The organism is Phytoamicus setariae (assembly GCF_016722925.1).
Classification (GTDB): domain Bacteria; phylum Pseudomonadota; class Alphaproteobacteria; order Rhizobiales; family Rhizobiaceae; genus Rhizobium_E; species Rhizobium_E setariae.
In genome coordinates, this window is the sequence record NZ_JAEQNC010000001.1 from 156,570 (window position 1) to 182,028 (window position 25,459).

Here is a 25,459-nt window from a genome sequence, read left to right on the forward strand (position 1 = left end):
CAGGTATATGACCGAGGGAAGGGATACTGAAAATGACTGCAAAGACACCGGCTGAAATCCGCGCATACCGCGCAGAAAACCCCAAGATGCGCGAGCGCGATATCGCTGCCAATCTCGGCGTGTCGGAAGCTGCACTGGTTGCTGCCGAGTGCGGAATTTCCGTTATCCGTATCGATGCCAATCCGAACCGGCTGCTTGAGCGTGCGCCCGAACTCGGTGAGGTCATGGCACTCAGCCGCAACGAAAGCGCTGTGCATGAAAAGATCGGTGTCTATGAAAATATCCAGATCGGTGAAAAGACGTCGCTGACGCTTGGCGAAAACATCGACCTGCGTATCTTCAACTGGGTCTGGGCGCATGCATTTGCCGTCACCAAGACCGATGGGGAGACGGTGCGCCGCAGCCTGCAGTACTTCGACAAGTCTGGCGAGGCAGTCCACAAGGTCCATCTACGCCCAGCGTCGAACCTCGAAGCTTATGAGAAGATTGTTGCCGATTTCCGTCTGGAGGACCAGAGCCAGGAATTCGTCGCAGAGGCGTTCACCAAGCTTGCTTCGGGCCGCAAGGAAGGCTTCGATGTCGATGAGCTGCGCAGTTCCTGGAGCAAGATGACCGATACGCATGAGTTCTTCGGTATGCTGAAGAAGCTCGACATCGATCGCCAGGCTGCCGTCCAGCATGTGGGTAACGATTTCGCCTGGCAGCTTGCCGACGGCGCCGCCGAGGAGTTCTTCCGCAAGGCCGCCGAAACCCAGATCAACCTGATGTGCTTTGTCGCCAATCGCGGCATCGTGCAGATCCATACCGGTCCGGTCAGCAACATCCAGCCGATGGGCCCATGGGTCAATGTCATGGATCCGACCTTCCACCTGCACCTTCGTGCCGATCACATCGCCGAAGCCTGGGCCGTGCGCAAGCCGACCAAGGACGGGCATGTCACTTCAGTTGAAGCCTATGACAAGAACGGTGAAATGATCATCCAGTTCTTTGGCAAGCGCAAGGAAGGCAATGTCGAGATGGCCGAGTGGCGGTCGCTGGTCGAAGGGCTCGCCGTCCGCACTGCAGTCGCTGCTTGAGAGGCTGAAAGATGATGATGATGACCTTGAGCCGCCGCGCCTTGATGGCGCTGGCGGCGGTGTCCGCGCTTGCAACGTCTGCCGCTCTTGCCGAAGGGCAAAAGCCGGTCGACACGTCCCGGCTGGTATCGATCGGCGGCGCCGTGACGGAGATCGTCTATGCGCTCGGCGAGGGCGACAAATTGATCGCCCGCGATTCCACCAGCTTCTATCCCCATGAGGCGATGAAGCTCCCGGATGTCGGTTACATGCGGGCGCTGTCGCCGGAAGGCGTGCTCTCGGTCAACCCATCGGCAATCCTGATGATCCAGGGCAGCGGCCCCAAGGAGACGCTCGATGTGCTTTCCAAGGCATCGGTGCCGCTGGTGACGATCCCGGAAGGCTATGACAAGGATGCCATCATCGCCAAGATCAAGGCCGTCGGTACGGCCCTGAATGTCGAAGACAAAGCCGACGACCTCGCTGCCAAGGTTGCTGCCGATGTCGATGTTGCACAAGCTTCCGCGGCAAAGATCCCTGAAGACAAGCGCAAGCGCGTGCTTTTCGTTCTCACCATGCAGAACGGCAAGATCATGGCAGCGGGTCAGCACACCGCGGCCGATGGCATCCTGAAAATGTCGGGCGCAATCAACGCCACCGCCGCATTCCATGGCTACAAGCCGCTCAACGACGAGACGATCATCGAGGCAAAGCCGGATGTCATCCTGATGATGCGTGACAACGGGCCGGGCGTATCGGATGCCGAAGTGCTCGCCAATCCTGCGATCGCATTGACGCCGGCTGGCAAGAACAGGGCATTGATCCGTCAAAGCGGAATGACGCTCCTGGGATTTGGACCGCGCACGGCGGAGGCAATCCGCGAGCTTTCAAAAGCACTTTACGGCGGCTAGTCTGATGACATTGCAGATGGAGCTGAAGGAGGGTGGCATTCCGACGTCGCGACGCACAGGCGGAATGCTGGGTTCTGCCGCTGGGCCGACTGTCGGCCTCATCGGGCTGGCCGTGCTTTCATTGGTTGTGCTGGTGGCTTCGACAGCCACCGGCGCAAGCACCGCCTCGGTATTCGCAGTCCTTCGCTCCTATTTGCTCGACACATCCGGTGACAGTGCCGGCACGATGTTGCGGGACAGGATCGTCATCCTTGAAATCAGAATGCCGCGCGCCGTGCTCGGCTTTCTGACGGGTGCGGCCCTGGCCGTATCGGGTGCGGTCATGCAGGGCCTGTTCCGCAATCCGCTCGCCGATCCCGGGGTCGTGGGGGTCTCTTCCGGGGCAAGCCTCGGGGCGGTCAGCTGCATTGTCTTCGGGCCAACCGTGCTTGCACCGTTCATGATGCTGTTCGGCATCTTCGCGTTGCCGGTGGCCGCTTTCATCGGCGGTCTGGCGGTAACGCTGATCCTCTACAAGTTGTCCTCGCGCGATGGCGAAACCCAGATCGGCACGCTGCTGATCGCGGGTATTGCGGTGTCGGCGCTGGCAATGGCGATTACCGGCCTTCTGATCTACATGGCTGATGACCGGCAGTTGCGCGACATCACATTCTGGAGCCTCGGTTCGCTGGCCGGTTCGACCTGGAGCAAGGCCGGCATTGCGGCGCTGGTTATTCTTCCTGCGCTGCTGGTGGTACCGTTTCTCGGTCGTGGCCTGAACGCGTTTACGCTCGGCGAAGCTGCGGCGTTCCACATGGGCATCCCCGTCGAGCGCTTCAAGCGCGTGGCGATCCTGCTGGTCGCGGCGGCTACCGGTGTATCGGTGGCTTTCAGCGGCGGCATCGTCTTTGTCGGCATCATCGTGCCGCATCTGATCCGCCTGACGGCGGGGCCGGACCACCGCTTCCTGCTGCCGGCTTCCGTATTGCTGGGCGGCAGCCTGCTGCTCGCCGCCGACATGGTGGCGCGCGTCATCGTCGCGCCGGCCGAACTGCCGATCGGGATCCTGACGGCGCTGATCGGCTCGCCCTTCTTCCTCTGGATCCTGTTCAAGGGCCGTTCCGGCCGGATCATGTAAGCGAGATACCATGATAGAACTCGACAACGTATCGATCTCGCTTGCCGGCCGTGAGGTCGTAAAGGCCTTGTCCTTTTCTGCCGCGCCGGGCCAGTTGACTGCCATCATCGGTCCCAACGGGTCCGGCAAGACCACAACGCTGAGGGCGCTTTCCGGTGAACGCGACTATCGCGGGCGCATCGGTTTTGGCGGACGTGATCTCAAATCGTTCAGTGCTCACGAGCTCGCGATGGATCGGGCCGTGCTGGCCCAGTCGATCAGCCTCGGCTTTCCTTTCAAGGTTCGCGAGATCCTTGAAATGGGCGTCGTCGCCGGCGATATCCACAGCCGGCAGGAAGCCGAAAGGGTCATGGCCGAGGCGCTGGAACGCGTCGATCTCAAGGGCTTCGAGAACCGTATCGCCACCGCACTTTCCGGTGGCGAGCAGGCGCGCATGCACATGGCCCGGGTTCTCTGCCAGATCTCCAGCCCGGTGTTGGACGCGCGCGCGCGCTGGCTGTTTCTCGACGAGCCTGTGGCAAGCCTCGACATCAAGCACCAGCTCTCGATCATGCGGCTCGCATACGATTTCGCCCGCCGGGGCGGCGGCGTCCTCGCCGTCATGCACGATCTCAACCTCACTTCCATGTTCGCCGACAAGGTCATCATGCTGCGCGACGGAAAGTGCCACGCGACGGGCGCGCCGGAAGACGTGTTCACCGAGGCCAATCTCGAGGCGGTGTATGGTTGCCCGATTTCGGTATCGCGCGATGCCGCGACGGGCCAACTCCGGATCTACCCCTCCCAGACAGCAGCCTGAATTTACAAGCAGATAAACGCGAAAAGCCCGCGAAACCAATCGCGGGCTTTTGCAGTTATTTGCGCGTGCTGGCCTTAGAGCAGGTGGAAGTCGCTCTGGTGCAACTGGGAAATATTGACGCCGACCAGGGTAACGCTGCCGCCGTCGTAGGAAATGACGGTGTTGCTGCCCGTCTGGACGGCATGGTCGATGACGTCGGCGTAGGAATCGAAGAGGCCCTTCTGGAACTCGATCACGTCCTTGCCAGCCTTGCCGGCGGCAAAATCCGTGATCCGGTCATTGCCGTGGTTCTTGGCGAAATAGAACGTGTCGGCACCTGCGCCGCCCGTAAGGACGTCGTTGCCGAGGCCACCGATCAGGCGATCATTGCCGCCTCCGGCGTTGAGCTTGTCGTTGCCAGCTGCGCCGTTGAGTTTATCGGCGTGACCGTAGCTGGTGAAGACGTCGCTGCCGGACGATCCCTTGAACACGATATCGTCGCTCTTGAGAAGCTTGATCAGGCTTGCCGTGTTGGCATCCATGATGTCGCCCATCACGGAGCCGTCTTTGCTGTCGGTCGCGTAGTTCTTGGCAAAGCCGGAGATCGTGATGTCTTTGCTGTTGGTGTAGGTCTCCTTGGCGCTGTTGTAGACAGTGTCAACGCCGAACGTGATCGACTTTAGCTTGCCGCCAATGACGTGCGTGGGAAGATCGTAGTTGAAGTACGAAGAAGACTGAAACAGCACGCTCGTGCCGCCACCGGTATCGCTGTCGGTCGTGACATAACCGCGGCCGCGCATCGGATTGTTCGGGTCCGCCGGGTTGAAGCCGCCGCGCTCAGTCGATTCGAACGTGTTGGCGAAGGATTTGAGGTAGCTGGTGAAATTGACGCCCTTGCCGTCGCCGTTTGCGTCTTTGACGCTGATCTGCAGTGCCACGTTAATTTCCTTTCATTCCCAAACTTGAGTGTTTGAGTTAGGTATTTAACATGACTAAATATGTCAAGATATAGTGGGCGGGTTTTCCTGAAATTTGAATGGTGCCGCCATAGCTTCGGAATCTGAGATCGGCGGCTTTGACCGCAAAAAGAGTCAGCAATTGTCGAAGTCGATCTTGCAGGCAGGATTGCGCCAAAGCCCTGACCCGTTCCTCTGGGCGTCCAGCTGGATCTCCGCGAGAGGGCCTTCACCGTCGGCTCGGCCATACCCCCTGGCGACGATTTCAGTTCCGATGTTCCGGGTTTTTGACAGGCAGTTGCTGAGGATGGTTTCCTTGTCGTCAGCCGTGACATCGCAGAGAAGCCGGTTGCCGCGCACCAGGTTTCCGAGATTGATCGCTGCCATGCGGCCGCAGTGCCAACGCGAACCGTCTTGCTGCTTGCAGATGCGCCGGGGCTTGACCGGATGGATCCCGCCAATCCGATAGACCTTGTCATCCATTGAAAACCGTACGCTATCGAGCACGACGATGCGTTCGCTCACCTGCAGCCAGATACGTCCGTCGACCGGTTTCGTCAGGGGTGGCAAACGCTCGAAATGCTGCTTGCTCTTGTCGATTCGGGTCGGTTCCTGCGTCCAGAGGGTATCATCGGCGACAGCAGGAAGGGCGCAGAGCGCCACTGCAGGCACAGCGCAGATCAGCTGACGTCTTAGCCTGTCCATCTCTTGTTGCGTCCGGACGTAAAAAAACCGGAAGAAACCTTTCTTCCGGTTCATTTGACTAGCAGAAATGGCGTGGATTTCTATCAGAAACCAGTTCCGCCCTTGATTTCCTTGATCGCGGTCTTCACCAGGATCTCGATGTCCTTCAGGAACGAGAAGCTCCTGATATATTCGAGGTCATGTGCGACGCGGCCACGAGCGAGGTCTTCACGGTCGGTCGGGCCACGAAAGCCGTTAACCTGGGCAAGGCCGGTCAGACCGGGACGGACCAGATGGCGCAGGTGATATTCCTGCACGAGATCTTCATAGAGCCGACCAGCGGCCAGCATGCCCGGAACGTGGCAGCGCGGACCAACGAGCGACATGTCGCCCATGAAAATGTTGATGAGCTGCGGCAGTTCGTCAAGGTTGCTCTTGCGCAGGAAGGCACCGATTCGCGTGACACGCGGATCATTTTCCTTGGTCTGGGCGACGCCGGATTCGTCGCACATATCCGTTCGCATCGAGCGGAACTTATAGATACGGATCAGTTTGCCGCCGCGACCCCAACGCATCTGGGTAAAGAATACCGGACCGCGATTCTCGATAACGATCGTCGCCGCGATGGCAGCGAAAAAGGGTAGCAGGAAGGCCAGCGCCAGCCCCGACACGACGACATCGAACGCGCGCTTGGCTGCAAACTGGTAGGGTTTGCGCAGCGCGGCATGGATCCAGCTGTCGTCTCTCAGGCCCGGTAGCGCCTGGGTGCCGACGTGAAACGCCCCGTCAAGGGCCGGTGCCGGAAGCGCAATGGTGGTGATGATGTTTCCAGGATGCATAACTGATTGCCTGAATTGGACTTTTCTTGGCGGGCGGACTATTCGATAGACGAAACACAGTTGATTGTCATCATCAATTAATGAAGCCTTCACTATGTTCCGCCACCGTTACCGATTGGCGATGAGAACCATTGATCTGATAAAAACTGCATAAATGTGGCGACTCGCGCTGAATTGCCGGGATAACGCTCGCCGCAAACGCTTGGCTGCGTCCACAGGACCTATTTTGTCGGCCAGAGCTATTCCGCAACTGCATCTCTGCCATGCTTTCCTCGCATTTCTCTGGCTGCACTTCTGGCTGTCCAGCGCACCCTGGACACGCCTATTCCCCGGTTTTTCCTGTCGGAAACCAAGTACAACAAAAATGCGCGAGGCCCCGAAGGGTTCCTCGCGCAAATGTAAAGCTTGATATGGTGGCTGAATAAGCCGGTTTTATTTCGGTGTATTGGGCTTCAGATTGGAGAGGTAAGTATCGAAGATGCTATCCATGCTTTTCTGGTAGCTTTTCTGCACCTCGATCCCACTGTCGAACATCTGGTTGACCAGATCAGCAATGCCGCCAGCCTGTGGAGCGGCGTCGGCAGGCTTGGGAGAATCGCTGTTACCCTGTGCTTGCGTCATCATCGCCTGAAACATTTGCAGGAAAGGATTGTTGGCGAGTGGATTCGCACTCGTGGAACTGTCTTTTCCGGCCTGCGGTGTGAACATGGCCTGGAACGACTGGGTAAACGGATTGTCGAACATCGGGTTCGATTCGCGCTTGGGCTTGTCGGCGAGGCCGGTCGCCCGCATCCACTGATCGAACAGGTTGGCGCCGTTTCCCGATGTGAAGGCTTCGCCCGTCGCCTGAAACTGCTCCGCCATCTGCTTGAAGAAGCCGCCAACCATGGTGTTGGCAACGATCGGCAGCATCTGCTTGTAAATGTCCTGACCAATACCCGACATTTGCGCGGCCTGTGCGGCGACGGCGCGCGAAACGTCCTTGGAGCCGAAGATCTGGGCGAGGATCGTGTTGCCGTCAGTTATTCCCTTCGGCGTAAAGGCTTTGGCCATGTCCTCGAAATATTGCGTATAGTTGCCGCTCATTGCCGACGACATCAGCGAGGTGAAATCGTAAGGGTTGGTAGCGGTTCTTTTGAGCCCGGTGGAGAACGCCGGCATCAACGCTGCCATGGCATCCTTCATCTGTTCCTGGGCCAGGCCGAACTGCTTCGACATGGCCTCGACGGCATGACCGTTTTGCGCTTTCAGCATCAGGTCGAACAGAGGCAACATGGCAATCCTTCCCGTGTCGGGCGCAATGGAGATTGCTCACTATAGCCCGAATTTGTGATTATCAAACAGGATTTTAGCGTGCGGTGCGCCAAATCTCTGTCGAAGAGGGAAGGGATGGCGCCCACGTTTGGGCGCTGCCACGATCAGTACTTGTAGTCTTCGAACACCATATCGATGTTGCCGTTCCAGCGGCCACTCCAGAGTGAAAGCATCTCGTCGGCGAGGGTGGCCTTCTTGGCCAGCACTTCGTCCAGCGGTGCGAGAAAAATGCTTTCATCCTGGGCGGAGGAATTCTTCCGGGCGCGTGCCACCAGACCCCGGCGGGAAATGTCCACGACCTCCTTGCCGATCTCGAACAGGTCGCGGCCGCCGAGCTTGGCGTTCAGTGCTTCTGTCGGTACGGTGTTGCGAAGCCGCAGCACGTCCTCGTAGCTCCAATCCTTCACCAGCGTCTCGGCTTCGGCAAGTGCACCTGCGTCATAGAGCAGGCCGACCCAGAGTGCCGGAAGTGCGCAGATGCGCCGCCAGGGGCCGCCATCGGCGCCGCGCATTTCGAGGAAGCGCTTCAGCCGCACGTCCGGAAAGAGCGTGGAAAGGTGGTTGGTCCAGTCGCCCATATTGGGCTGCCAGTCGGCGACCTCGCCCTTCAGCGCGCCTGCCATGAACTGGCGGAACGTCACATGGGTACAGTCGTGATAGGCGCCGTCGCGCACGATGAAGTACATCGGCACATCAAGCGCCCATTCGACATAGTCCGCGTAGCCGAAGTTGTCCGAGAATGCGAAGGGCAGCAGACCGGCGCGCTGGTTGTCGGTGTCGCGCCAGATATCGCCGCGCCAGGACTTGAGGCCATTCGGCTGGCCATTGCTGAAGGGCGAACTGGCAAAAAGCGCCGTTGCCAGCGGTTGCAGCTTCAAGCCTACCTGCATCTTGCGACGCATGTCGGTTTCCGAGGAGAAGTCGAGATTGACCTGAATCGTACAGGTCCGGTACATCATGTCGAGGCCCTGGCTTCCGACCTTGGGCATATAGCGTGACATGATGCCATAGCGCGATTTCGGCATGCGCGGCGTCTCGTCGAACGTCCATTTCGGGCTGCCGCCTATGCCGAGAAATGCAATGCCGAGCGGTTCGCCGATTTCGCGCATCAGCGCCAGATGCTGGCCGGTTTCCTTGCAGGTCTCATGCAGGTTTTCCAGCGGTGCGCCGGACAATTCGAACTGTCCGCCGGGCTCGAGCGAAATTGCGCCCATGCCATCGGGACCGGCGAGGCCGATGATGTTGCCGGCATCGATGATCGGCTCCCAGCCAAGCTTTGCCTGCATCGTATCGAGTAGTGCCTTGATGCTGGCATCCCCGGCATAGGGTACCGGCGAATTGTCCTTGGTGAAGAACACGAATTTCTCGTGCTCTGTACCGATGCGGAAGGCGCTTTCAGGCTTTTCGCCAGCGGCGATATAGGCGATCAGGTCATCGACGGAGGAGACGTGTGTGCTGTCGGTAGTATCACGGGCCATGTCAAATTCTTCATAAATGGAGAGGGCATGCAGGTCCGCAGGCCACCGGGAGATTTGCTTGTACCGTCTTCATGTGTTTTGCAAGTGAAAAGGATTCAAGCCCTTGTCAAATTTATCTGATCAATGCCAGTCGCCGATGGTGGCCTGGATGATTGCAAATGCAGCGACCGCAGCCGTATCAGCCCGCAGAATCCGCGGGCCCAGCGGGATGGCGGTGACGAAGTCGAGCGACCGAAGCAATTGCCGCTCGTCTTCGGAAAATCCGCCCTCCGGGCCGATCAACAGCGCGTGCTGCTTTTCCTTGATCGCGCCGAGCGCCGGAACGGGATTATTGGTCTCCGCGCCTTCGTCACAATAGATGATGCGCCGCTCGGCTGGCCAGGTTTCCAGCAGGGTAGTCAGGCGCACCGGCTCACGGACGTCCGGGATCGCCAGAATGCCGCATTGTTCCGCCGCTTCAATCGCATTGGCCCTCAAGCGATCGATGGAGGTGATCCTGCCCTGCACATGCTGGGTCATGACCGGCTGGATGACACCGGCACCCATCTCGACCGATTTCTGGATCAGGTAGTCGAGACGGCCGACCTTCAGGGGCGCAAAGAGGTAGTGCAGATCGGAATCGGCCGGTTGCGGGCGGGTTATTTCGATCGGTATCAGGTCGACCTTCTTGCGCGAGGGGTAGCTGGCGCGCGCAAGCCATTCGCCGTCCCTGCCATTGAAAATCAGCAGTTCGGCATTGTCGTCCATTCTCAGGACATTGGCGAGGTAGTTGAACTGGTCGCTGTCAGTGGCGATGGCTTTGCCGGCCTCGATGGGAGCGGAAACAAAAAGCCTCTGCATTCGGAAATTGGCGCGCATCAAGAGATCCTTAAAAATCGAAGCGGATAAGCAGCATCGCGATGGCCGCCGCCAGCAGGCCGGAAGCGGGTACGGTGATCATCCACGCTGCGAGAATGGAGCTGAGATAGGAGCGACGAACGAGATACCGGTACCGGCGGTGCTCGCCACCATCTTCTGCGTCGTCGTCGTCGGAGGGGCGATTGGCGCGTGCTAGTGTCTTGGCGGCAGAATTGTCGCCCTGTTCGGCCTTGCGCTCGATATAGGCCCGTCGACGCGCGGAGTTTGCGGTGTACCACTCGCGAAAAATGCCCACTCCGAACACTGATCCAACAGCAATATGCGTCGTACTGACCGGCATTCCGAAGGCGGAAGCAACAATAACGGTCGTGGCGGCAGATGTGGCGACGCAATAGGCGCGCAGGGGATTGAGGCGGGTGATCTGTGCGCCGACGATGCGGATAAGGCGCGGCCCGAACAGCAACAACCCAATGGAGATCCCAAATGCGCCGATAGCTGTGACCCAGATCGGCGCGTCGCCATTGGTGGCGATGCTTTGAATGCCGCTGGCCTCCACGATCGCAGCCAGCGGGCCGATCGCGTTGGAAACGTCGTTGGCGCCATGGGCGAAGGATAGCAGGGCTGCCGAAAAGACCAGCGGCAGGCGAAACAGGATCTTGAGAGACTGGTTGCGATTGTCGAGTTTGGCGGACGCCCGCGCGACAATACCGCGATACAGGAAGTAGCTGGCAAAGCCGGCGCCAACACCGGCGACGATGGCATGCCAGACCTGAAACGGTCCTACGATCTGCACGACAATCAGCAGAATGTAGCTCAGGAAAGCGCCGGTCATCAGGGCCAGAAGCAGCGGAACCCACTTGCGCGCACCCGCGATCTTATCCTCGCGGTAGATGATGGTTTCCTTGATGAACCAGAGCAGTGCGATGGCGATTGCACCACCGAGGATGGGTGAAATGACCCAGCTGATGGCGATCCCGCCCAGCAAGGACCACTTGATCGCGCCCAGTCCCGCAACGGCTGCGCCCGCGCCCATGATGCCGCCGACGATCGAATGTGTCGTCGAGACGGGCGCATTGAGCCAGGTCGCTATGTTGATCCACAACGCCGCTGAAAGCAGGGCGCTCATCATGATGACGATCATTTGGTCCGCATCGGGCACAAGCGTCGAGCTGACGATGCCGGACTTGATCGTATCCACGACCGCGCCTCCGGCCAACATGGCGCCGGCGATTTCGAAGATCGCGGCGATGATCAGCGCGCCGGCCATGCTGATAGCCTTGGCCCCCACCGCTGCCCCGACATTGTTGGTCACGTCGTTGGCGCCGATATTCATGGCCATGTAGGCCGCCACGATAGAGGCGGCGACGACGATCAGCCCGCCAGGATTGGTGGAAACGAATGCAGCCGCAAACAGTGCCGAGGCGGCCACGAATATGAGGGCCAGCCCGGGTGCAGCCAGGCGCATGACGACGAATTGGGTCGCGGTCTCGATAAAGCCCAGCTTTTCGAGGTCCTTGTCCAATGTCGGTTTTTCAAAAGGTGAATTCGGCTCGCTCATCGTTCAATCCAGTTTTCGCCGCTTAGGCTGAAATCCGCAAAGCGGCAACTGGAAAACGCGTCGTCATCCACGGGTGGCAGAGAAACGTTGCGAAAAGTGGTGGATCAATCTTTTCAGTTCAGGCTCGTGCACGCGACGCTCGGCAACGGCCGGGCTGACCCATTCGATGCGGCGCTTGCCCTTTTCCTTGAAGTTTTCGACTTGCGAAGTCACTCGGAGCGCATAGACCTGGACCTGGCATGGAACAGCCACTCCATCGCCAAGACCCTTCTGGTAAGTATAGGTTCCGGTTGGCTGATTTTCCGGCTGTCCGATGACGCCGGCCTCTTCAAGAGCTTCCTGTGCCGCGACCTCATGGCCGGGCTTGTCGCCCATGGGCCAGCCCTTCGGAATGACCCATCGGCCAGTATCCCGGCTGGTCAGAACGAGGATTTCGGGTTCGCCGGTCGCTTCAGCAATACGGTAGCACAGCGCCGCAAATTGTCCCCGCCGTGGCCGGCGAAACATCAACTGTACAGAGTCTGAAATACCGGTGAAAATGTTCAACTGCAGCTACCGCCTGGAGCCTCTGCGAATCATGGAATACAATTCTCTAAATATAGCAGGGCATTTGTAGCATTTTGATGAATTTGTTTCTGGATATCGATGTTGATCACAGAAATTTACATCGAACGTTCCAGAAATGACACGAAATCTGGCCCGGATAGCTTAATCGTACAAATAGTACTCGCCCCAACTCTCCCGTGAAATCTTCTCGCCGATCTTGTAGTCAAGAGCGACCACATCCAGATTTTGGGGGCCGGTGTGGCACTTGAAGGAAAGCCGATACCAGTCGCCGTGGCTGCGAAATACAGCGCCGGGTGCCTCGATCCAGTCCTTGCCGTAGACGGGATCCTTGAACGTATAGGCGATGACCTTATCGGGTTGGTACGGGTTGTCGTCGGCCTTGATACGAAACATCGCTTCCGTGTCGCATGCTTGTTCCAGTCGCGTCTTTGGGTCGAGTTTCAGGAGCTGCGCCTTGAGCTTGCCGTCCACCGCAAAACTATGGGACGGAAGGGTAGCCAAGAGAAGAGACGCTGCGGCCGTGCATGCAAATTTCAAACTGTTCTCCCGCGTTCAAATCTGGTGGTTCTCACTTAGAAAGCGAGGGTGACTTAGACCTGCGGGACTCTGCTGGCAACAAACCGCAGCGAGGAAAATGTCCCAAATACGCCATCTGTGTGCCCACCGGGCCACCCGGTAAGCAGGAAGCGGTCGCACACCCGCCGAGGATGTAAGGGTTTCCTAACATAATTACGGGTTCGTTCGGGCAACCGGATTAGTTGTGGACGAGTTTAACAACGGTCATGCGGCTCAACGATGCTCGGCACGGGGTGGCAATATGATCGCGATACCGCAAACCTCCTCCGGCATCAGCCGTACCTGCCATCTGCGGGTACGGCTGGAAGACGCCGATCGAGGGTTGCCTGGGCAAAAACGCCTACGCGTCGATGATGTCGCGGTTGATCTGGCTGATGTTTTTCTTGCCGCACAACGCCATGGTGATGTCCATCTCGCGCTGCAGGATTTCAAGCGTGCGGGTGACGCCCGCCTTGCCGCCGGCGCCGAGCCCATAGAGGAATGGCCGGCCGATATAGGTGCCCTTGGCGCCGAGTGCCACCGCTTTCAGGACGTCTTGACCTGAGCGGATGCCGCCGTCGAGGTGCACCTCGATCTTGTCACCGACCGCATCCACGATCCTTGGCAGCATCGAGATGGAGGAGCGAGCGCCATCGAGCTGGCGTCCGCCATGGTTGGATACGATGATGGCATCGGCGCCGGTATCGGCTGCCGCGCGTGCATCCTCCGTATCAAGCACGCCCTTGAGGATAAGCGGGCCGCCCCACTTTTCCTTGATCCAGGCGACATCCTTCCACGAAAGCTGCGGATCGAACTGCTCGGCAGTCCACGCCGAAAGGGAAGAGAGGTCGGAGACATTCTTGGCATGGCCTGCAATATTGCGGAACGTGCGGCGCTGGGTTTGCAGCATCTCCAGGCACCAGAAGGGGCGCGTCGCCATTTGCCAGATGTGCTTGGGAGTGAATTTCGGCGGAGCCGAAAGACCGTTTCGCAGATCCTTGTGACGCTGACCGAGGATCTGCAGGTCGAGTGTCAGCACCAATGCCGAGCACTTCGCCGCTTTTGCCCGGTTGATCAGGTTTTCGACGAATTCGCGATCCTTCATCACATAGAGCTGGAACCAGAACGGCTTCTTGGTAACCGATGCGACATCCTCGATCGAGCAGATGCTCATCGTCGATAGCGTAAACGGCACGCCGAATTCCTCGGCCGCCTGTGCAGCCAGCATTTCGCCGTCCGCATGCTGCATGCCCGTCAGGCCGGTGGGTGACAGCGCCACCGGCATGGACACCTTCTGCCCGATCATCGTCGATTCCAGCGTCCTGCCGGTCATGTCGACCAGCACCCGTTGCCGAAGCTTGATCTTGGCGAAATCGTCTTCGTTGGCCCGATAGGTGCTTTCGGTCCAGGCGCCGCTGTCGGCGTAATCGAAGAACATCTTCGGCACGCGGCGGCGGGCGCGCTCTTTCATTTCGGCAATGGTCAGGACGGATTTCATGTCTGGTTTTCCTATGGAGTCTTGGGGCCCTGAAATGTCGAGGGCGGTGTCTTGCAATGGCGCGAGATCGCGGCCTGCCGTTGCCAGAACGACAGCGCGGCTTTCGGCTTCATGATGTTGAGCAGGCATGTCCGGCGAGCGGGTCGGATCCCGGTCGTGCATGTCATCGATTTTCGAGGTCGATTTCATATCCGTCTTCCTTTTGTGCTCTTGTCGTCCGCCGGGGCGGACTTCGATGTTTCCCTCTGTACTTTCCTCAGATTGGCAATCTTCTCGCGCTCCAGCGAAAGTGCGGCTTCCGCAGCAGTCGCGGCGACATAGTCGATGTGTCGTTCGGCTGTATTGCGCGCGGCCTGCGCATCCCCCGAAACGATTGCCACAACGATTGCCGCGTGCTGTGCAAGCAACGTCTCGCGCGCTTCGGGCATGTTCAGGATCAGCTTCCGATGATGGAAGATGCCCTCGCTCAACAGTCGGTAGCAGGCGCGCAGCGTGTGCATGAGAATGAGATTGTGCGCCGCTTCGCCGATGGCATTGTGGAGCTCGACATCGGCATCGAGTTCTCCTTCGGGATCGCCGCGTTCGTGCAACTCCTTCATCTTGGCGAAGATGGACGACAGCCGCTCGCGATCCGCGGGCGTTGCCCTTTGCGCGGCCAGTTCCGAGGCATGCCCTTCCAGTTCCCGGCGGTATTCGAGGTAGTCGCGCGTCGCCCGGTCATGTCGCGAGACCAGTTGGGCGACCGGTTTGGAAAAAACCTGGCCGATGAGATCGGCGACATAGGTACCGCCGCCATGGCGGCTGACGATCAACTGCCGGTTCTCCAGTTCCTTCAGCGCCTCGCGCAGCACCGGGCGGGAAATGTCGAGCTGCTCCGCGAGGTCGCGTTCGCTCGGCAACCGGTCGCCGCTCGACAGAACCCCATCGAGCAGCAGCAATTCGATCTGCCGCACGGCCTCGTCGGCAGTGCGCATGTGATCGATTCCCTGGAAAAGTTCGTCGCCCATGATGGTCTCCTGTCAAGCAATTTAGCAGGAAACGCAAAAGTGGTCAATTTTGTTATCCACTTTCTCGATGGCGGAGGCGGTGTCTTCGCCGAGGCGCGTTGCCGCCGATTTCATGGACTTTTTCGTTGTGCCTGCGGCAAAGCGCCGCTTCCCTTTTTTAGTGATCTTCGCCAGACTGCGTGAGGGGAACCTAGGGGGACAAGCATATATGGGCAATCGTGCCTTTTCATTTCCGCAAGCGCCGGACAGGGCGCGGGCGCTCGGTGAGATTCATGCTCGCCCATATGTGCTGGTCAATTCACCGCGCGTGATTTTTCAGCTTGCTTTCATGATGGATGGAGGCTCGGGCGTCGACCACGCAGTCATGGCCGAAATGTCGCGGCAGCGCGGCGTGACGCCGCCGGGCCGCGATGCCCGCCACCATGCCATGGCCTGGGGCCCCGGTACGCTCCGTTGGGAGCAGCATACGGAATTTTCGACATGGTTCTGGGACGGGCCGTTGCCGGAGAAATTCGGCGGCGAAGTAACCACCCATCCCTTCGGCGATGGATTTCAGCCGCCGGGTTCACTGATCTCCGGGATCCGGCTGGAAATCCGACCTGACGACGCTCAGGTGCCGGCGGCGATTGCGGCCTTCGATCCGGCGAGCCTCTGTTATAGCGAGGTCAAGGATGGTCAGGCGGTGATTTACACCGACTTTCGCCAGAACGGTGACGGTTTGACCCAGATCCTCGTGGTCGACCGGGGCTTGACGCCGCTTGGCACCGGTGCCTTGACCCAGCGCCTGCTCGAAATCGAAACCTATCGGACATTGGCAATGCTGGGATTGCCGCTCGCCCAGACCTTGTCGCCGGAAATTCGCCGCATCGAGGATGGCCTGACCGGCATCACCCAGCAGATGAAATCCGAGGCACGCGAGGAAGCTGACCGGATGCTTGCCGAGATCACCCGGCTTGCGGCCGATCTCGAAGCCAATGCGGCGCTGGCGCTTTATCGTTTCGGGGCGTCTCGGGCTTACTACGGCATCGTGCAGGAACGCATCAAGACGCTCAGCGAGACGGCCATTCCGGGCTTCGAAACGTTGGGATCCTTCCTCGAGCGCCGGTTGGCGCCGGCCATGCGAACCTGCCAGTCGGTGGAGGAGCGCCAGGCCAACCTGTCGCGCAAGCTGACGCGTGCCAATGGACTGGTGCGCAGCTGGATCGATGTCGAGCTGGAGCGCCAGAACGGCGCGCTGCTCTCGGCCATGAACCGGCGTGCGGAAATGCAGCTGCGCCTGCAGCAGACGGTCGAAGGCCTGTCGGTCGCGGCCATTTCCTACTATATCGTCGGGCTGTTCGGCTATCTCGCCAAGGCTGTCAGCCATGACATCCTGCCGGTTGACCCGGCGGTACTGACAGGCTTTTTCGTGCCTTTCGCCGTCGTCGCCGTGTGGTATGTGGTACGCCGCATCCGCAAGGGGCACGAAAGCTGAGCGCGAACAAGGACGGACCGAATGGCAAGGCAGGTGAAGGCGAGGCTTGACGCCAAGGGGCTGAGCAACCTCGGCCTGGAAAAGCTTGTCGAAATCCTACTTGAGGAATCCGTCGCCAACAAGTCGCTCAAGGCTCGCCTGCAGGCAGCCCTTGCCGGAACATCAGGCCCCGAGGAAATCACCCGCCTGATCGACAAGCGGCTCGATGCGCTGGAGACGGCAAAAACGTCGATCAACAGTACCCGCGCCCGCGATCTTGCTGTCGAACTATCGGGGCTGATGCGCAACATCCAGTCCGAGCTCGGCGGTGTCGATGCCTTTGCCGCGTTCGAGCGGCTGATGCGGCTGGCGGCATTGCGCCTTCGCATCGAACACCGGCTCAAATCCGACAGCGCCCGTCTGGCGAAGGTCTTTTCCGAAGTGGAGCTTGTGCTTGCGGAACTGCTGCCGACCCTTCCGGAAGCGGCGCAGGAAAATGCGGTGGCGATGCTGGAAAGCGATCGCAAGCGCGACCGCTATGGCGAGCGGTTCGAGTTTTTCGCCACGGCCCTTTGTGGCATAGGAAAATCCGCCGCCGATCGTTGGCAAGCGATCCTCGAAGGTCAGATCAAGGCAGGTGAGCCCGGACGCTTCGTCTCACGCCTGCTGCAACGGCTGTTTCTCCACCGAGGCGACCTCGATGCCTATATAAGCCTCGAGAAGGCCAAGCCGGATCACAGCCAGGACAGCTACGCCATTGCCGGTATGCTGCACAAGGCCGGACGGTATGCCGAAGCGCTCGACTGGGTTCGCAAGAAGATCGCCGCCATTCGCATCCTGCCGGTCAACGGCATCGCCACCAAGGTCGGCCAGGACTATCAGGCGCGCGAGCGCAAGCTGCTGGAGGCCGATATTCTCGATGCGATGAAGGAGCGGAGCGAGGCACAGGCACTGCGCTGGAAGGTTTTCCTCGATACGTTCGATGCGGATGTGCTGCGGAAATATATCTCGAAGCTCGATGATTTTGCCGAATTCGATGAGCTCGACAAGGCTTTTGCCGCCGTGCTGGAGAGCGAGCATATCTACGAGGCGCTGCTATTCCTGATCGAATGGCCCAAGCGTGACGTAGCTGCCACACATGTGATGGCACATGCAAAGAAGTGGGATGCCCGCAATCACGATCTGCTTGTGGCGGCGGCTTCGGCTCTTTCCGAGGATCAGCCGCTGGCGGCAACAGTGCTGTTCAGGATACTGCTCAACCACATTCTCGATCGCGCGCCGATCGCAGCTTATCCACTTGCCGTTGGATATTTCGAGGCACTTATCGCGCTGGCGCCTGAGATCGAAGGCGATCCTCGCCTTGAGAGCCACCCGTCATTTCTTGCCGGAATTCGCAGTCGCCACGCCAAGAAGTATGCATTCTGGCAGATGGTAGACCGGCGGAATTTCTGACCCGATGCCTGCCAAGGCGCAATGCCCTAAAGATCCCAGTAAGGGGTCGGCCCGTAGAGGTCGGCGAGAAAGTCGATGAAAACCCGCACCTTGGCGGGCAGATATTGCCGCGAAGGATAAAGAGCATAGAGCCCGACCTTCGACGATCCCGCCAGTTGCGGCAGCACGCGCACGAGATTGCCGGATCGCAACTCGGCACCGACGTCCCAGGTGGATCGCAGTGCGATGCCCAGACCGGCCAAAACCGTCTCGCGGATCACTTCGCTGGAATTGGTGGCGAGTGGTCCTTCCGGTTTCAAGGAGATTGGACCGTCCGGCCCAATCAGATTCCAGTGGGCATTGTTGTGGGCCGGAATGCAGGCGTGTTTGTCGAGGTCGGCGATCGTCTTGGGCACGCCGCGGGCGACGACATAATCCGCGCTTGCGCAAAGCACACGCTTCACCGGTGCAAGCCGTCGCGCCACCAGACTGGAATCTTCAAGATCGGCGATGCGGATCGCGACATCCAGCCCTTCTGCAACGAGATCCTGGAATTTGTCGGTGAGGATAAGCTGCACCTTCAGGTCGGGATAGAGATCGAAGAAGGATTTCAGATGGGGGGCGATATGCATCCGCCCGAACGAGGTGGGGGCGGAGATCTTGAGCCGCCCGCGCACCTCGCCCGATTTGCCCGAGATGAAGGCTTCGGCATCTTCGAGCCCCGCAAGTGCGGCCACGACGCGCGCGTGAAAGCCTTCGCCGGCTTCCGTCAGCGAAATGTGGCGCGTCGTGCGTTGGAAAAGTCGCGTGCCGAGCCGCTCTTCCAGACGCTTGATGCGCTTGGAAATGATGGCCGGCTGCAAACCCAGTTCCCGGCCCGCCGCCGACATCGAGCCGCTCGCCACCACGCGGGCGAAGATTTCCAGGTCCGCCAGATTTGCCATGCTCTTCCTTGCTCGTTCGCGGTATAATCCATGCCGATTTGTTCCTGATCATGCAAGAGTGTTTGCCGTTGAAAAAGGACGGACAGCAACGTTCAAGGCGATATAATCATTGACGAAACGGGGCCGATCAGGAAACTGGTGTCAGGTCGAGGAGGCTGGATCATGGAACAATCATTGGCATTTCTGCCGCCCGACAGCAGAATACTGGCCCGCCGGGATACCATCGTCGCCGACCTCGTGGATCTGATCGGTCGCGAGGGCATCGTCTCGGATCCGTTTGAGCTCGTTCCCTTCGAAACCGACGGTTTCATTGCCTGTCGCAACCTGCCGCTGGCGGTGGCGCTGCCGCGCACCACAGCTGAAGTCTCTGAACTGATGAAATACTGCGCACGATATGACATTCCCGTCATTCCGCGTGGCGCCGGCACTTCGCTTTCCGGCGGCGCGATCCCGCAGGAGGATGCGCTGGTGATTGCGCTCACCCGCATGAACCGTATCCTGGAGGTGGATTTCGAAAACCGCGCTGCGGTCGTTCAGGCCGGTGTCACCAATCTATCGATCTCCGATGCGGTTGGTGCGGATGGCTTTTTCTATGCACCGGATCCAAGCTCCCAGCTTGCCTGCACCATCGGTGGCAATATCGGCATGAATTCGGGCGGCGCCCATTGCCTGAAATACGGCGTCACCACCAACAACCTGATGGGCGTCAAACTTGTGTTATTCGACGGCACCGTCATCGAACTCGGCGGCAAGGCACTGGATGCGGGCGGGCTGGATCTGATGGGTGTCGTGTGTGGCTCTGAAGGCCAGCTCGGTATCGTTACCGAGGCAACCGTTCGCCTGCTCGCCAAACCGGAAGGTGCGCGACCCGTGCTGTTCGGCTTCGAGACAGCCGAAGGTGCCAGCGCCTGCGTTTCCGAAATCATCGGCTCCGGCCTGATCCCGGTTGCCATCGAATTCATGGACAAGCCGGCCATCGAGATCTGCGAGGCTTTTGCGCATGCCGGCTATCCGATGGATGTCGAGGCGCTGTTGATCGTCGAGGTCGAAGGGTCAGAGACCGAGATGGACCGGATGCTGCAGCACATCATCAGCATCGCCCGGCGGCATGGCGTCAAGGCGGTGAAGGAGAGCCAGTCGGCCATGGAAGCTGCCGCGATCTGGAAGGGACGCAAATCGGCGTTCGGAGCCACCGGCCGCATCGCCGACTACATCTGCATGGATGGCACGGTGCCATTGTCCGAGCTCACCAATGTGCTCAAGGGTACCTACGACATCTGCGCTCACTATGGATTGCGGGTCGCCAATGTCTTCCATGCCGGCGACGGCAACATGCATCCATTGATCCTCTACAACATCAACGATCCCGAGCAATCGGCTGCGGCCGAAGCTGCCGGCAATGACATTCTCAAGCTCTGCGTCGATCACGGCGGCTGCCTGACCGGCGAACATGGCGTTGGCATCGAAAAGCGCGACCTGATGCGACACCAGTACAAGGAAGCCGACCTCGCCCAGCAGATGCGCCTGCGCGCGGCTTTCGACCCGAAATGGATTCTCAATCCATCCAAGGTGTTTCCTCTGGAAGGACGGACTGCGGCATGAACGAATGTTCCATGGCTCACCCCCCTCTGCCCTGCCTGATATCTCCCCCTCAAGGGGGGAGATCGGATGTGGCGCTCGCCTGCCATAGTCGCGGCGTCGTGGAGGATGACGGCGAAGATGGAATCCAATCTCCCCCCTTGAGGGGGAGATGCCCGGCAGGGCAGAGGTGGGTACTGCAATGCTGACGCCCCGATCAGAATCCGAAGCCATCGACATCATCCGCGCTGCATCTGCCGCTGGTACGACGCTGGAAATCGTCGGTGGCGGCACCCGGCGCGGCCTCGGCAATCTTGTCGAGACGCAGGAAAAACTGTCGTCTTCGGCACTTACCGGCATTGCCGCCTATAATCCGGCCGAGATGGTGATGACGGCACGGGCTGGAACGCCACTCTCGATCATCACAGCTGCGCTCGATGAAAACCGGCACATGCTGGCCTTCGAGCCGCCGGATTATCGCGGCATCTATGGCTCAGAGGGCGAGCCAACGATTGGTGGGCTGTTTGCCGGCAATTTCTCCGGCCCACGCCGTTTCCAGTCGGGTGCGGCGCGCGACCACCTGCTCGGCGTTCGCTTCATCAATGGCTTTGGTGAAGCTGTCAGTGCGGGCGGCCGGGTGATGAAGAACGTTACCGGTCTCGATCTGGTCAAGCTGATGGCCGGTTCGTTCGGCACTCTGGGCTTCATGACCGAACTGACCTTCAAGGTCCTGCCTCGCCCCGAAACGGCGGTAACCGTCGTGCTGTCCGGCCTCCATGACGAGGATGCGAGCTGGGCGATGTCGCATGCCCTGTCCAAATCCGTCGAGGTAACCGGGGCCGCGTATCTGCCGGAAAGCTGCAAGTGGCAGTTTCTTGCAAGCCAGCTGCCCGAGGGGCCCGCGACCCTGCTCAGGCTGGAAGGGTTGGCCTTCTCGGTCGAAGAGCGTCTTGCGAGACTGAAGTCGGCCTTCCCCAGTGCCACGCTCTCCGTGCTCGACAAGGATGAAAGCGCCACGCTCTGGCAGGAAATCCGGGATGTGAAGCCGTTTTTTGCCGATGGTCGCCCGCGGCCGCTGTGGAAGGTTTCCGTCGCGCCCAATGCTGGCCATCAGTTGCTCTCGGCGTTGCGCATGCAGACCGGCGTCGATGGATACTACGACTGGCAGGGTGGGCTCTTGTGGCTCAGGATGGAGGCCGAACCGGAAGCGGACATGCTGCGGGCAGGCATCAAGCACTTTGGCGGCGGCCACGCCACGCTGATGCGCGCGACCGACGACCAGCGCCGCTCCATCGCGGTCTTCGAGCCGCAAGCGCCAGCAGTGGCCGCGCTCAGCGCACGCATCCGCGAAAAGTTCGACCCCGCCGGCATCTTCAATCCAGGGCGGATGGGATAAGACATGCAGACCAATTTCTCCCCGGCCCAGCTTGCCGACCCGAAGATTGCAGAAGCCGAGAGCATCGTGCGCAAATGCGTCCATTGCGGTTTCTGCACGGCCACTTGTCCCACCTATGTGACGCTCGGCAATGAGCTCGACAGTCCGCGCGGCCGCATTTACCTGATCAAGGACATGCTGGAGAACGACCGACCTGCGGACGAAAAGGTTGCGCTGCATGTCGACCGCTGTCTTTCGTGCCTTGCCTGCACGACGACCTGCCCGTCGGGTGTCGATTACATGCACCTGATCGATCACGCTCGCGTGCATGTGGAGAATACCTACAAACGGCCGTTGATGGTGCGTATCCAGCGGGCATTGCTTGGCTATTTCATCCCGTCGCCGTCGCGCTTTCGCTTCGCCATGACGCTTGCAAAACTGGGCAGGCCATTCGCTGGTGTCTTGAAGCGCGTCCCCGCGCTCCGAGCTTTTGGCGCCATGCTGGATCTCGCACCGACTGCGCTGCCGCCAAAGTCGCGTTTCGCCGAGCCGGGCACTTTTGCCGCCAAAGGCCAGCGGAAACAGCGTGTGGCCATGCTGACGGGGTGCGTCCAGCCGGTGATCGATCCTGGCATCAACCAGGCATCGATCGAGCTGCTGAACAGGTTGGGGGTCGAAGTCGTGCTGCCGAAGGGCGAGGCCTGTTGCGGCTCTCTCCGCCATCACATGGGCCACGAGGACGCAGCGCTCGCGTCCGCCCGCAACAACATCGACCGATGGATTGCCGAGATGGATGGCGATGGCCTGGATGCGATCGTCATCACCGCGTCCGGTTGCGGCAACACCATCAAGGACTATGGTCACATGTTCCGTCACGATCCCGCTTATGCGGAGAAGGCCAGGCGGGTTTCCGCCATCACCCGCGACGTGACTGAGTATCTCGACCGGCTCAATATGCCCGAGCAGTCCTCGAAAGGCATGGTCGTCGCCTATCATTCGGCCTGCTCTCTGCAACATGGCCAGAAGATTACGGTCCAGCCGAAGGCGCTGTTGCGCAAGGCAGGTTATACCGTTCGCGAGCCTGCCGAGGGTCATCTCTGCTGTGGTTCGGCCGGCACCTACAACATGCTGCAATCGGAGATTTCCGAGCAGCTCAAGGCGCGCAAGGTCAAGAACCTTTCAGCCCTGAAGCCGGATGTGATCGCCACCGGCAATATCGGCTGCATCACACAGATCGGCACGGCAATGGAAACGCCCGTGTTGCATACGGTCGAGCTGCTGAACTGGGCCTATGGCGGCGCCAAGCCGGCGGCGCTGAAATAAATGACGACGGTTGTCCGTCTCCAGTGAAGTGCATCTGAAGACAGGACATATCCATGAAATCGCAATTGCAATACGCCGCTGCAGCATTTGCCATCGCCTTCCTGCCGACATCGGCATCGGCCACGGGCGGGCTGAACTGCGGCATCCATGACGCCAATCTCGATTTTGAGTTCGAAGCGCTCTACAATTATGCCGGCACCAGTCCGCTTATGCAGATCCGCGGCGAGTTCGCAGCGAAGAGCCCCAAAGCCTATCCGACGCTGAAGAAATTTCCAATCGAGCGCGGAGACTTGATCCAGCAATGGTTCGAGGCCAAGGATCTCAAGCTGCAATTCTACCGCGAGACCACCGGTGATAACGTTCCGCATGCAGCCGTCAAGCTGACGATCGAAGCGGTCTCGGGCGACGATGAAATCGGCTATGAAGGAAACTACACGCTCGTCGTCACGCCTGCGGTGGCAGACAGCGAAAGCGAATTGATCACCTTGAACGGCAAGGTCGGCTGTTCGGCTGGTTGACGAGCTGTGTAGAAACGCACGTCTTTGCCTGGCGTCGTTGCAGGCAGCCAAACCGGCGGCGCATGGCAAATCAAAAAACTTGAAAAAATCTGGATTAGGGCTGATAATTCATGCAGGAAAATAGTCCTGCCATGACGCCCTCGGGCTGAAAGTTGAGCGAATAGGCTTAATGAGCGATCCGCTCGGCGGATTTCGAGACCACGTACATTCCCGGACTATCGAAGAACTGAGTGTCAGAGACGTTCATGAATCGGCAGAGGCTATCGGATGCCGAAGTTCTGAACGTTTCGGCTCGGGTGCATATTCGGCCTACAAGAGTGTTTCCAGGAGGGTCACGTCTGGAGGTTTGCCGTCAACCGGCACCACCAGTTCTGGGAGCAGCGGTGAGACGCTTTGGGCGCATAGAAGGTCTCCGCGGATGAATTGAAAGTCCGAGCCGAAGGAAATCAGTAACAAGATCAAACTGTTCCTTAGGAGAACTGCGATGAAAAAAATCGCAATCGCTGTCTTGGTCAGTATTTTCGCTATGCTGTCGTTCGTTCCGAGCGCGGATGCCGGTCGGCGCGGTAACCCGGGTTTCAATAATGGCTGGAACAACAATCGCGGTCATGGTGGGCACTGTGGCAGGCATTGTGGCTGGCACGGTGGCTATTGGCGCGGCGGCTACTGGGGTGGTGGTTATTGGGGCGGCGGCTATTGGGGTGGTGCCTACTATGATCCCTATGTCGGCTATAATGACTATTGCTTCATTAGGAAGGTCCGCCGGTATGATCAGTGGGGCAACGCCTATATCAAGCGTGTCCGAGTCTGCCGCTGATCGCCCGATGTGAAACCGGGGCGCCTAGACCCGATCACGGCTGAGGGATTTCCCTCAGCCTGTGAAACTCCACGTCACATTCAAATCAGAAGTGATAGGACAGACCGACATTGACGGCATGCGTCAGGATGTTGGTCTTCAATTGGTCGCCTGAATCGATGTCGACGTCGATATGCGAGTAATTCAGCTTGTATTCGCTGAACGCCGAGATGTGTTGGCTGAACCGGTAGTCCAGGCCGGCGGTCAACTGTCCGGTTACACCGCCAAGCTGATAGTTCCATGTCTTTCCGGATGGGCGGATGACCTCGACATGCGGAACATTGACCCCGACGCCAAGGCCGGCATAAGGCGTCCAGGCGCGGGCCGGGTTCGTATAACGATAGAACACGTTGGCGGTGGCAAGGTTGAGGCCGTCGGTGAACTCGAAATGCGTCCAGCCTGGCGTCTTGTCGCGCAAGGTTTGTCTGTCGGCATAGACCTTGGAATGGCTGTAGTCGATTGCCACGCCGATGTTGTCATAGCCCATTTCATCCAGCCACCATGTGCCACGCACACCCCAGTAAGGTGGCATGGAGAAGGATTTTCCCTGCCAGCCGCTGACGAACTCTGTGCCGTCCGTTACGCTGACCGTGCTGTGCGGCGCCGTCTGGTAGCCGCCGTAGACAGAGAGAACGGGATCAGCCGCAGCAGCCTGTGCAACGACAGCAAGCGGCCCAGCCGCGATCAACGACAACAATCCAACCCGATGCATATTGCCAGCCCCCAGTGCCCGTGCATTACGATGAATCATCATATGCAGCCGAATTGATACAGGCATATGTTATATTCAGCAATCAACAGGTTGT

At 59.4% G+C, this 25,459-nt stretch carries 24 protein-coding genes; 11 read left to right on the top strand and 13 right to left on the bottom strand.

All coding sequences use genetic code 11. The features are described 5' to 3' along the window. The first annotated feature begins 23 nt into the window (after nt 1-23). The 4 genes from JJB09_RS00740 to JJB09_RS00755 all read left to right on the top strand — a co-directional run bounded on the left by JJB09_RS00740 (nt 24) and on the right by JJB09_RS00755 (nt 3,882). Nucleotides 24-1,076 carry a hemin-degrading factor gene (locus tag JJB09_RS00740; protein ID WP_425523674.1) on the top strand — a complete coding sequence of 351 codons (1,053 nt, stop codon included), beginning with the start codon at nt 24-26 and terminating at the stop codon, nt 1,074-1,076. An 11-nt stretch (nt 1,077-1,087) separates the two neighbouring features. After that, nucleotides 1,088-1,966, top strand: a complete 879-nt coding sequence (locus tag JJB09_RS00745) for a heme/hemin ABC transporter substrate-binding protein (protein WP_201651815.1) — start codon at nt 1,088-1,090, stop codon at nt 1,964-1,966. Between the two features lie 64 nt (nt 1,967-2,030). After that, nucleotides 2,031-3,083, top strand: a complete 1,053-nt coding sequence (locus JJB09_RS00750) for a FecCD family ABC transporter permease (RefSeq protein WP_246748539.1) — start codon at nt 2,031-2,033, stop codon at nt 3,081-3,083. A 10-nt stretch (nt 3,084-3,093) separates the two neighbouring features. Beyond that, nucleotides 3,094-3,882 (top strand): heme ABC transporter ATP-binding protein, encoded by a 789-nt coding sequence (locus tag JJB09_RS00755; RefSeq protein WP_201651817.1) that lies wholly within the window; start codon nt 3,094-3,096, stop codon nt 3,880-3,882. Between the two features lie 74 nt (nt 3,883-3,956). On the opposite strand, the gene JJB09_RS00760 is transcribed toward JJB09_RS00755, so the two are convergent. The 11 genes from JJB09_RS00760 to JJB09_RS00810 all read right to left on the bottom strand — a co-directional run bounded on the left by JJB09_RS00760 (nt 3,957) and on the right by JJB09_RS00810 (nt 15,175). Beyond that, nucleotides 3,957-4,799: a calcium-binding protein gene (locus JJB09_RS00760; protein WP_343228969.1), complete on the bottom strand. Its 843-nt coding sequence runs from the start codon at nt 4,797-4,799 to the stop codon at nt 3,957-3,959. Between the two features lie 153 nt (nt 4,800-4,952). Next, complete coding sequence (locus JJB09_RS00765) at nt 4,953-5,522, bottom strand: hypothetical protein (protein ID WP_201651818.1); 570 nt, start codon at nt 5,520-5,522, stop codon at nt 4,953-4,955. An 83-nt stretch (nt 5,523-5,605) separates the two neighbouring features. Next, nucleotides 5,606-6,340 carry a sugar transferase gene (locus tag JJB09_RS00770; RefSeq protein WP_201651819.1) on the bottom strand — a complete coding sequence of 245 codons (735 nt, stop codon included), beginning with the start codon at nt 6,338-6,340 and terminating at the stop codon, nt 5,606-5,608. Between the two features lie 432 nt (nt 6,341-6,772). Then, a complete protein-coding gene (locus JJB09_RS00775; protein ID WP_201651820.1) occupies nt 6,773-7,615 on the bottom strand; it encodes a DUF937 domain-containing protein in 843 nt (280 codons plus the stop codon). A gap of 143 nt (nt 7,616-7,758) precedes the next feature. Then, the gene (locus tag JJB09_RS00780) at nt 7,759-9,132 is read right to left on the bottom strand and encodes a glutamate--cysteine ligase (RefSeq protein ID WP_201651821.1); all 1,374 of its coding nucleotides are present in this window, start codon (nt 9,130-9,132) and stop codon (nt 7,759-7,761) included. Between the two features lie 120 nt (nt 9,133-9,252). Beyond that, on the bottom strand, nt 9,253-9,990 hold the full coding sequence (locus JJB09_RS00785) for a 16S rRNA (uracil(1498)-N(3))-methyltransferase (RefSeq protein ID WP_201651822.1): 738 nt from the start codon (nt 9,988-9,990) through the stop codon (nt 9,253-9,255). 10 nt (nt 9,991-10,000) lie between these two features. Continuing rightward, nucleotides 10,001-11,548 (bottom strand): inorganic phosphate transporter, encoded by a 1,548-nt coding sequence (locus tag JJB09_RS00790; RefSeq protein WP_201651823.1) that lies wholly within the window; start codon nt 11,546-11,548, stop codon nt 10,001-10,003. Nucleotides 11,549-11,611: 63 nt separating this feature from the next. Beyond that, entirely contained in the window at nt 11,612-12,094 is a 483-nt protein-coding gene (locus JJB09_RS00795; RefSeq protein WP_201651824.1) for an NUDIX hydrolase, read from the bottom strand. Between the two features lie 162 nt (nt 12,095-12,256). After that, nucleotides 12,257-12,652 carry a DUF930 domain-containing protein gene (locus JJB09_RS00800; protein ID WP_425523668.1) on the bottom strand — a complete coding sequence of 132 codons (396 nt, stop codon included), beginning with the start codon at nt 12,650-12,652 and terminating at the stop codon, nt 12,257-12,259. Between the two features lie 379 nt (nt 12,653-13,031). Continuing rightward, nucleotides 13,032-14,168: an alpha-hydroxy acid oxidase gene (locus JJB09_RS00805; RefSeq protein WP_201652647.1), complete on the bottom strand. Its 1,137-nt coding sequence runs from the start codon at nt 14,166-14,168 to the stop codon at nt 13,032-13,034. 185 nt (nt 14,169-14,353) lie between these two features. Beyond that, the gene (locus tag JJB09_RS00810; RefSeq protein ID WP_201651825.1) at nt 14,354-15,175 is read right to left on the bottom strand and encodes a FadR/GntR family transcriptional regulator; all 822 of its coding nucleotides are present in this window, start codon (nt 15,173-15,175) and stop codon (nt 14,354-14,356) included. Between the two features lie 208 nt (nt 15,176-15,383). Between JJB09_RS00810 and JJB09_RS00815 the strand changes: the two genes are divergently transcribed. Beyond that, nucleotides 15,384-16,649, top strand: coding sequence for a DUF3422 family protein (locus JJB09_RS00815; protein ID WP_201651826.1), 1,266 nt, complete (start codon nt 15,384-15,386; stop codon nt 16,647-16,649). A gap of 21 nt (nt 16,650-16,670) precedes the next feature. Beyond that, complete coding sequence (locus tag JJB09_RS00820) at nt 16,671-18,080, top strand: DUF6880 family protein (RefSeq protein ID WP_201651827.1); 1,410 nt, start codon at nt 16,671-16,673, stop codon at nt 18,078-18,080. 26 nt (nt 18,081-18,106) lie between these two features. Here the strand turns inward: JJB09_RS00820 and JJB09_RS00825 are convergent, their stop codons facing one another. Beyond that, on the bottom strand, nt 18,107-19,003 hold the full coding sequence (locus tag JJB09_RS00825; protein WP_201651828.1) for a LysR family transcriptional regulator: 897 nt from the start codon (nt 19,001-19,003) through the stop codon (nt 18,107-18,109). 162 nt (nt 19,004-19,165) lie between these two features. On the opposite strand from JJB09_RS00825, the gene JJB09_RS00830 reads away from it, so the two are divergent. From JJB09_RS00830 to JJB09_RS00850, 5 genes are all read left to right on the top strand, one after another. Continuing rightward, nucleotides 19,166-20,605, top strand: a complete 1,440-nt coding sequence (locus JJB09_RS00830) for an FAD-binding oxidoreductase (protein WP_201651829.1) — start codon at nt 19,166-19,168, stop codon at nt 20,603-20,605. 178 nt (nt 20,606-20,783) lie between these two features. After that, on the top strand, nt 20,784-21,977 hold the full coding sequence (gene glcE, locus JJB09_RS00835) for a glycolate oxidase subunit GlcE (RefSeq protein WP_201651830.1): 1,194 nt from the start codon (nt 20,784-20,786) through the stop codon (nt 21,975-21,977). 3 nt (nt 21,978-21,980) lie between these two features. Then, entirely contained in the window at nt 21,981-23,279 is a 1,299-nt protein-coding gene (gene glcF / locus JJB09_RS00840; RefSeq protein WP_201651831.1) for a glycolate oxidase subunit GlcF, read from the top strand. A gap of 53 nt (nt 23,280-23,332) precedes the next feature. Then, complete coding sequence (locus JJB09_RS00845; RefSeq protein ID WP_201651832.1) at nt 23,333-23,797, top strand: hypothetical protein; 465 nt, start codon at nt 23,333-23,335, stop codon at nt 23,795-23,797. A 484-nt stretch (nt 23,798-24,281) separates the two neighbouring features. After that, a complete protein-coding gene (locus JJB09_RS00850; RefSeq protein ID WP_201651833.1) occupies nt 24,282-24,614 on the top strand; it encodes a hypothetical protein in 333 nt (110 codons plus the stop codon). A gap of 85 nt (nt 24,615-24,699) precedes the next feature. Here the strand turns inward: JJB09_RS00850 and JJB09_RS00855 are convergent, their stop codons facing one another. Beyond that, entirely contained in the window at nt 24,700-25,365 is a 666-nt protein-coding gene (locus tag JJB09_RS00855) for an outer membrane protein (RefSeq protein ID WP_246748523.1), read from the bottom strand. Nucleotides 25,366-25,459 lie beyond the last annotated feature (94 nt).

Bases quoted from the DNA above. Each gene is read 5' to 3' on its own strand.
- JJB09_RS00745 (WP_201651815.1), top strand. From the start codon at position 1,088: ATGATGATGATGACCTTGAGCCGCCGCGCCTTGATGGCGCTGGCGGCG.
- JJB09_RS00750 (WP_246748539.1), top strand. From the start codon at position 2,031: ATGCTGGGTTCTGCCGCTGGGCCGACTGTCGGCCTCATCGGGCTGGCC.
- JJB09_RS00755 (WP_201651817.1), top strand. From the start codon at position 3,094: ATGATAGAACTCGACAACGTATCGATCTCGCTTGCCGGCCGTGAGGTC.
- JJB09_RS00765 (WP_201651818.1), bottom strand. From the start codon at position 5,522: ATGGACAGGCTAAGACGTCAGCTGATCTGCGCTGTGCCTGCAGTGGCG.
- JJB09_RS00770 (WP_201651819.1), bottom strand. From the start codon at position 6,340: ATGCATCCTGGAAACATCATCACCACCATTGCGCTTCCGGCACCGGCC.
- JJB09_RS00775 (WP_201651820.1), bottom strand. From the start codon at position 7,615: ATGTTGCCTCTGTTCGACCTGATGCTGAAAGCGCAAAACGGTCATGCC.
- JJB09_RS00780 (WP_201651821.1), bottom strand. From the start codon at position 9,132: ATGGCCCGTGATACTACCGACAGCACACACGTCTCCTCCGTCGATGAC.
- JJB09_RS00785 (WP_201651822.1), bottom strand. From the start codon at position 9,990: ATGCGCGCCAATTTCCGAATGCAGAGGCTTTTTGTTTCCGCTCCCATC.
- JJB09_RS00790 (WP_201651823.1), bottom strand. From the start codon at position 11,548: ATGAGCGAGCCGAATTCACCTTTTGAAAAACCGACATTGGACAAGGAC.
- JJB09_RS00805 (WP_201652647.1), bottom strand. From the start codon at position 14,168: ATGAAATCCGTCCTGACCATTGCCGAAATGAAAGAGCGCGCCCGCCGC.
- JJB09_RS00810 (WP_201651825.1), bottom strand. From the start codon at position 15,175: ATGGGCGACGAACTTTTCCAGGGAATCGATCACATGCGCACTGCCGAC.
- JJB09_RS00815 (WP_201651826.1), top strand. From the start codon at position 15,384: ATGGGCAATCGTGCCTTTTCATTTCCGCAAGCGCCGGACAGGGCGCGG.
- JJB09_RS00820 (WP_201651827.1), top strand. From the start codon at position 16,671: ATGGCAAGGCAGGTGAAGGCGAGGCTTGACGCCAAGGGGCTGAGCAAC.
- JJB09_RS00825 (WP_201651828.1), bottom strand. From the start codon at position 19,003: ATGGCAAATCTGGCGGACCTGGAAATCTTCGCCCGCGTGGTGGCGAGC.
- JJB09_RS00830 (WP_201651829.1), top strand. From the start codon at position 19,166: ATGGAACAATCATTGGCATTTCTGCCGCCCGACAGCAGAATACTGGCC.
- glcE (WP_201651830.1), top strand. From the start codon at position 20,784: ATGCTGACGCCCCGATCAGAATCCGAAGCCATCGACATCATCCGCGCT.
- glcF (WP_201651831.1), top strand. From the start codon at position 21,981: ATGCAGACCAATTTCTCCCCGGCCCAGCTTGCCGACCCGAAGATTGCA.
- JJB09_RS00845 (WP_201651832.1), top strand. From the start codon at position 23,333: ATGAAATCGCAATTGCAATACGCCGCTGCAGCATTTGCCATCGCCTTC.
- JJB09_RS00850 (WP_201651833.1), top strand. From the start codon at position 24,282: ATGAAAAAAATCGCAATCGCTGTCTTGGTCAGTATTTTCGCTATGCTG.
- JJB09_RS00855 (WP_246748523.1), bottom strand. From the start codon at position 25,365: ATGCATCGGGTTGGATTGTTGTCGTTGATCGCGGCTGGGCCGCTTGCT.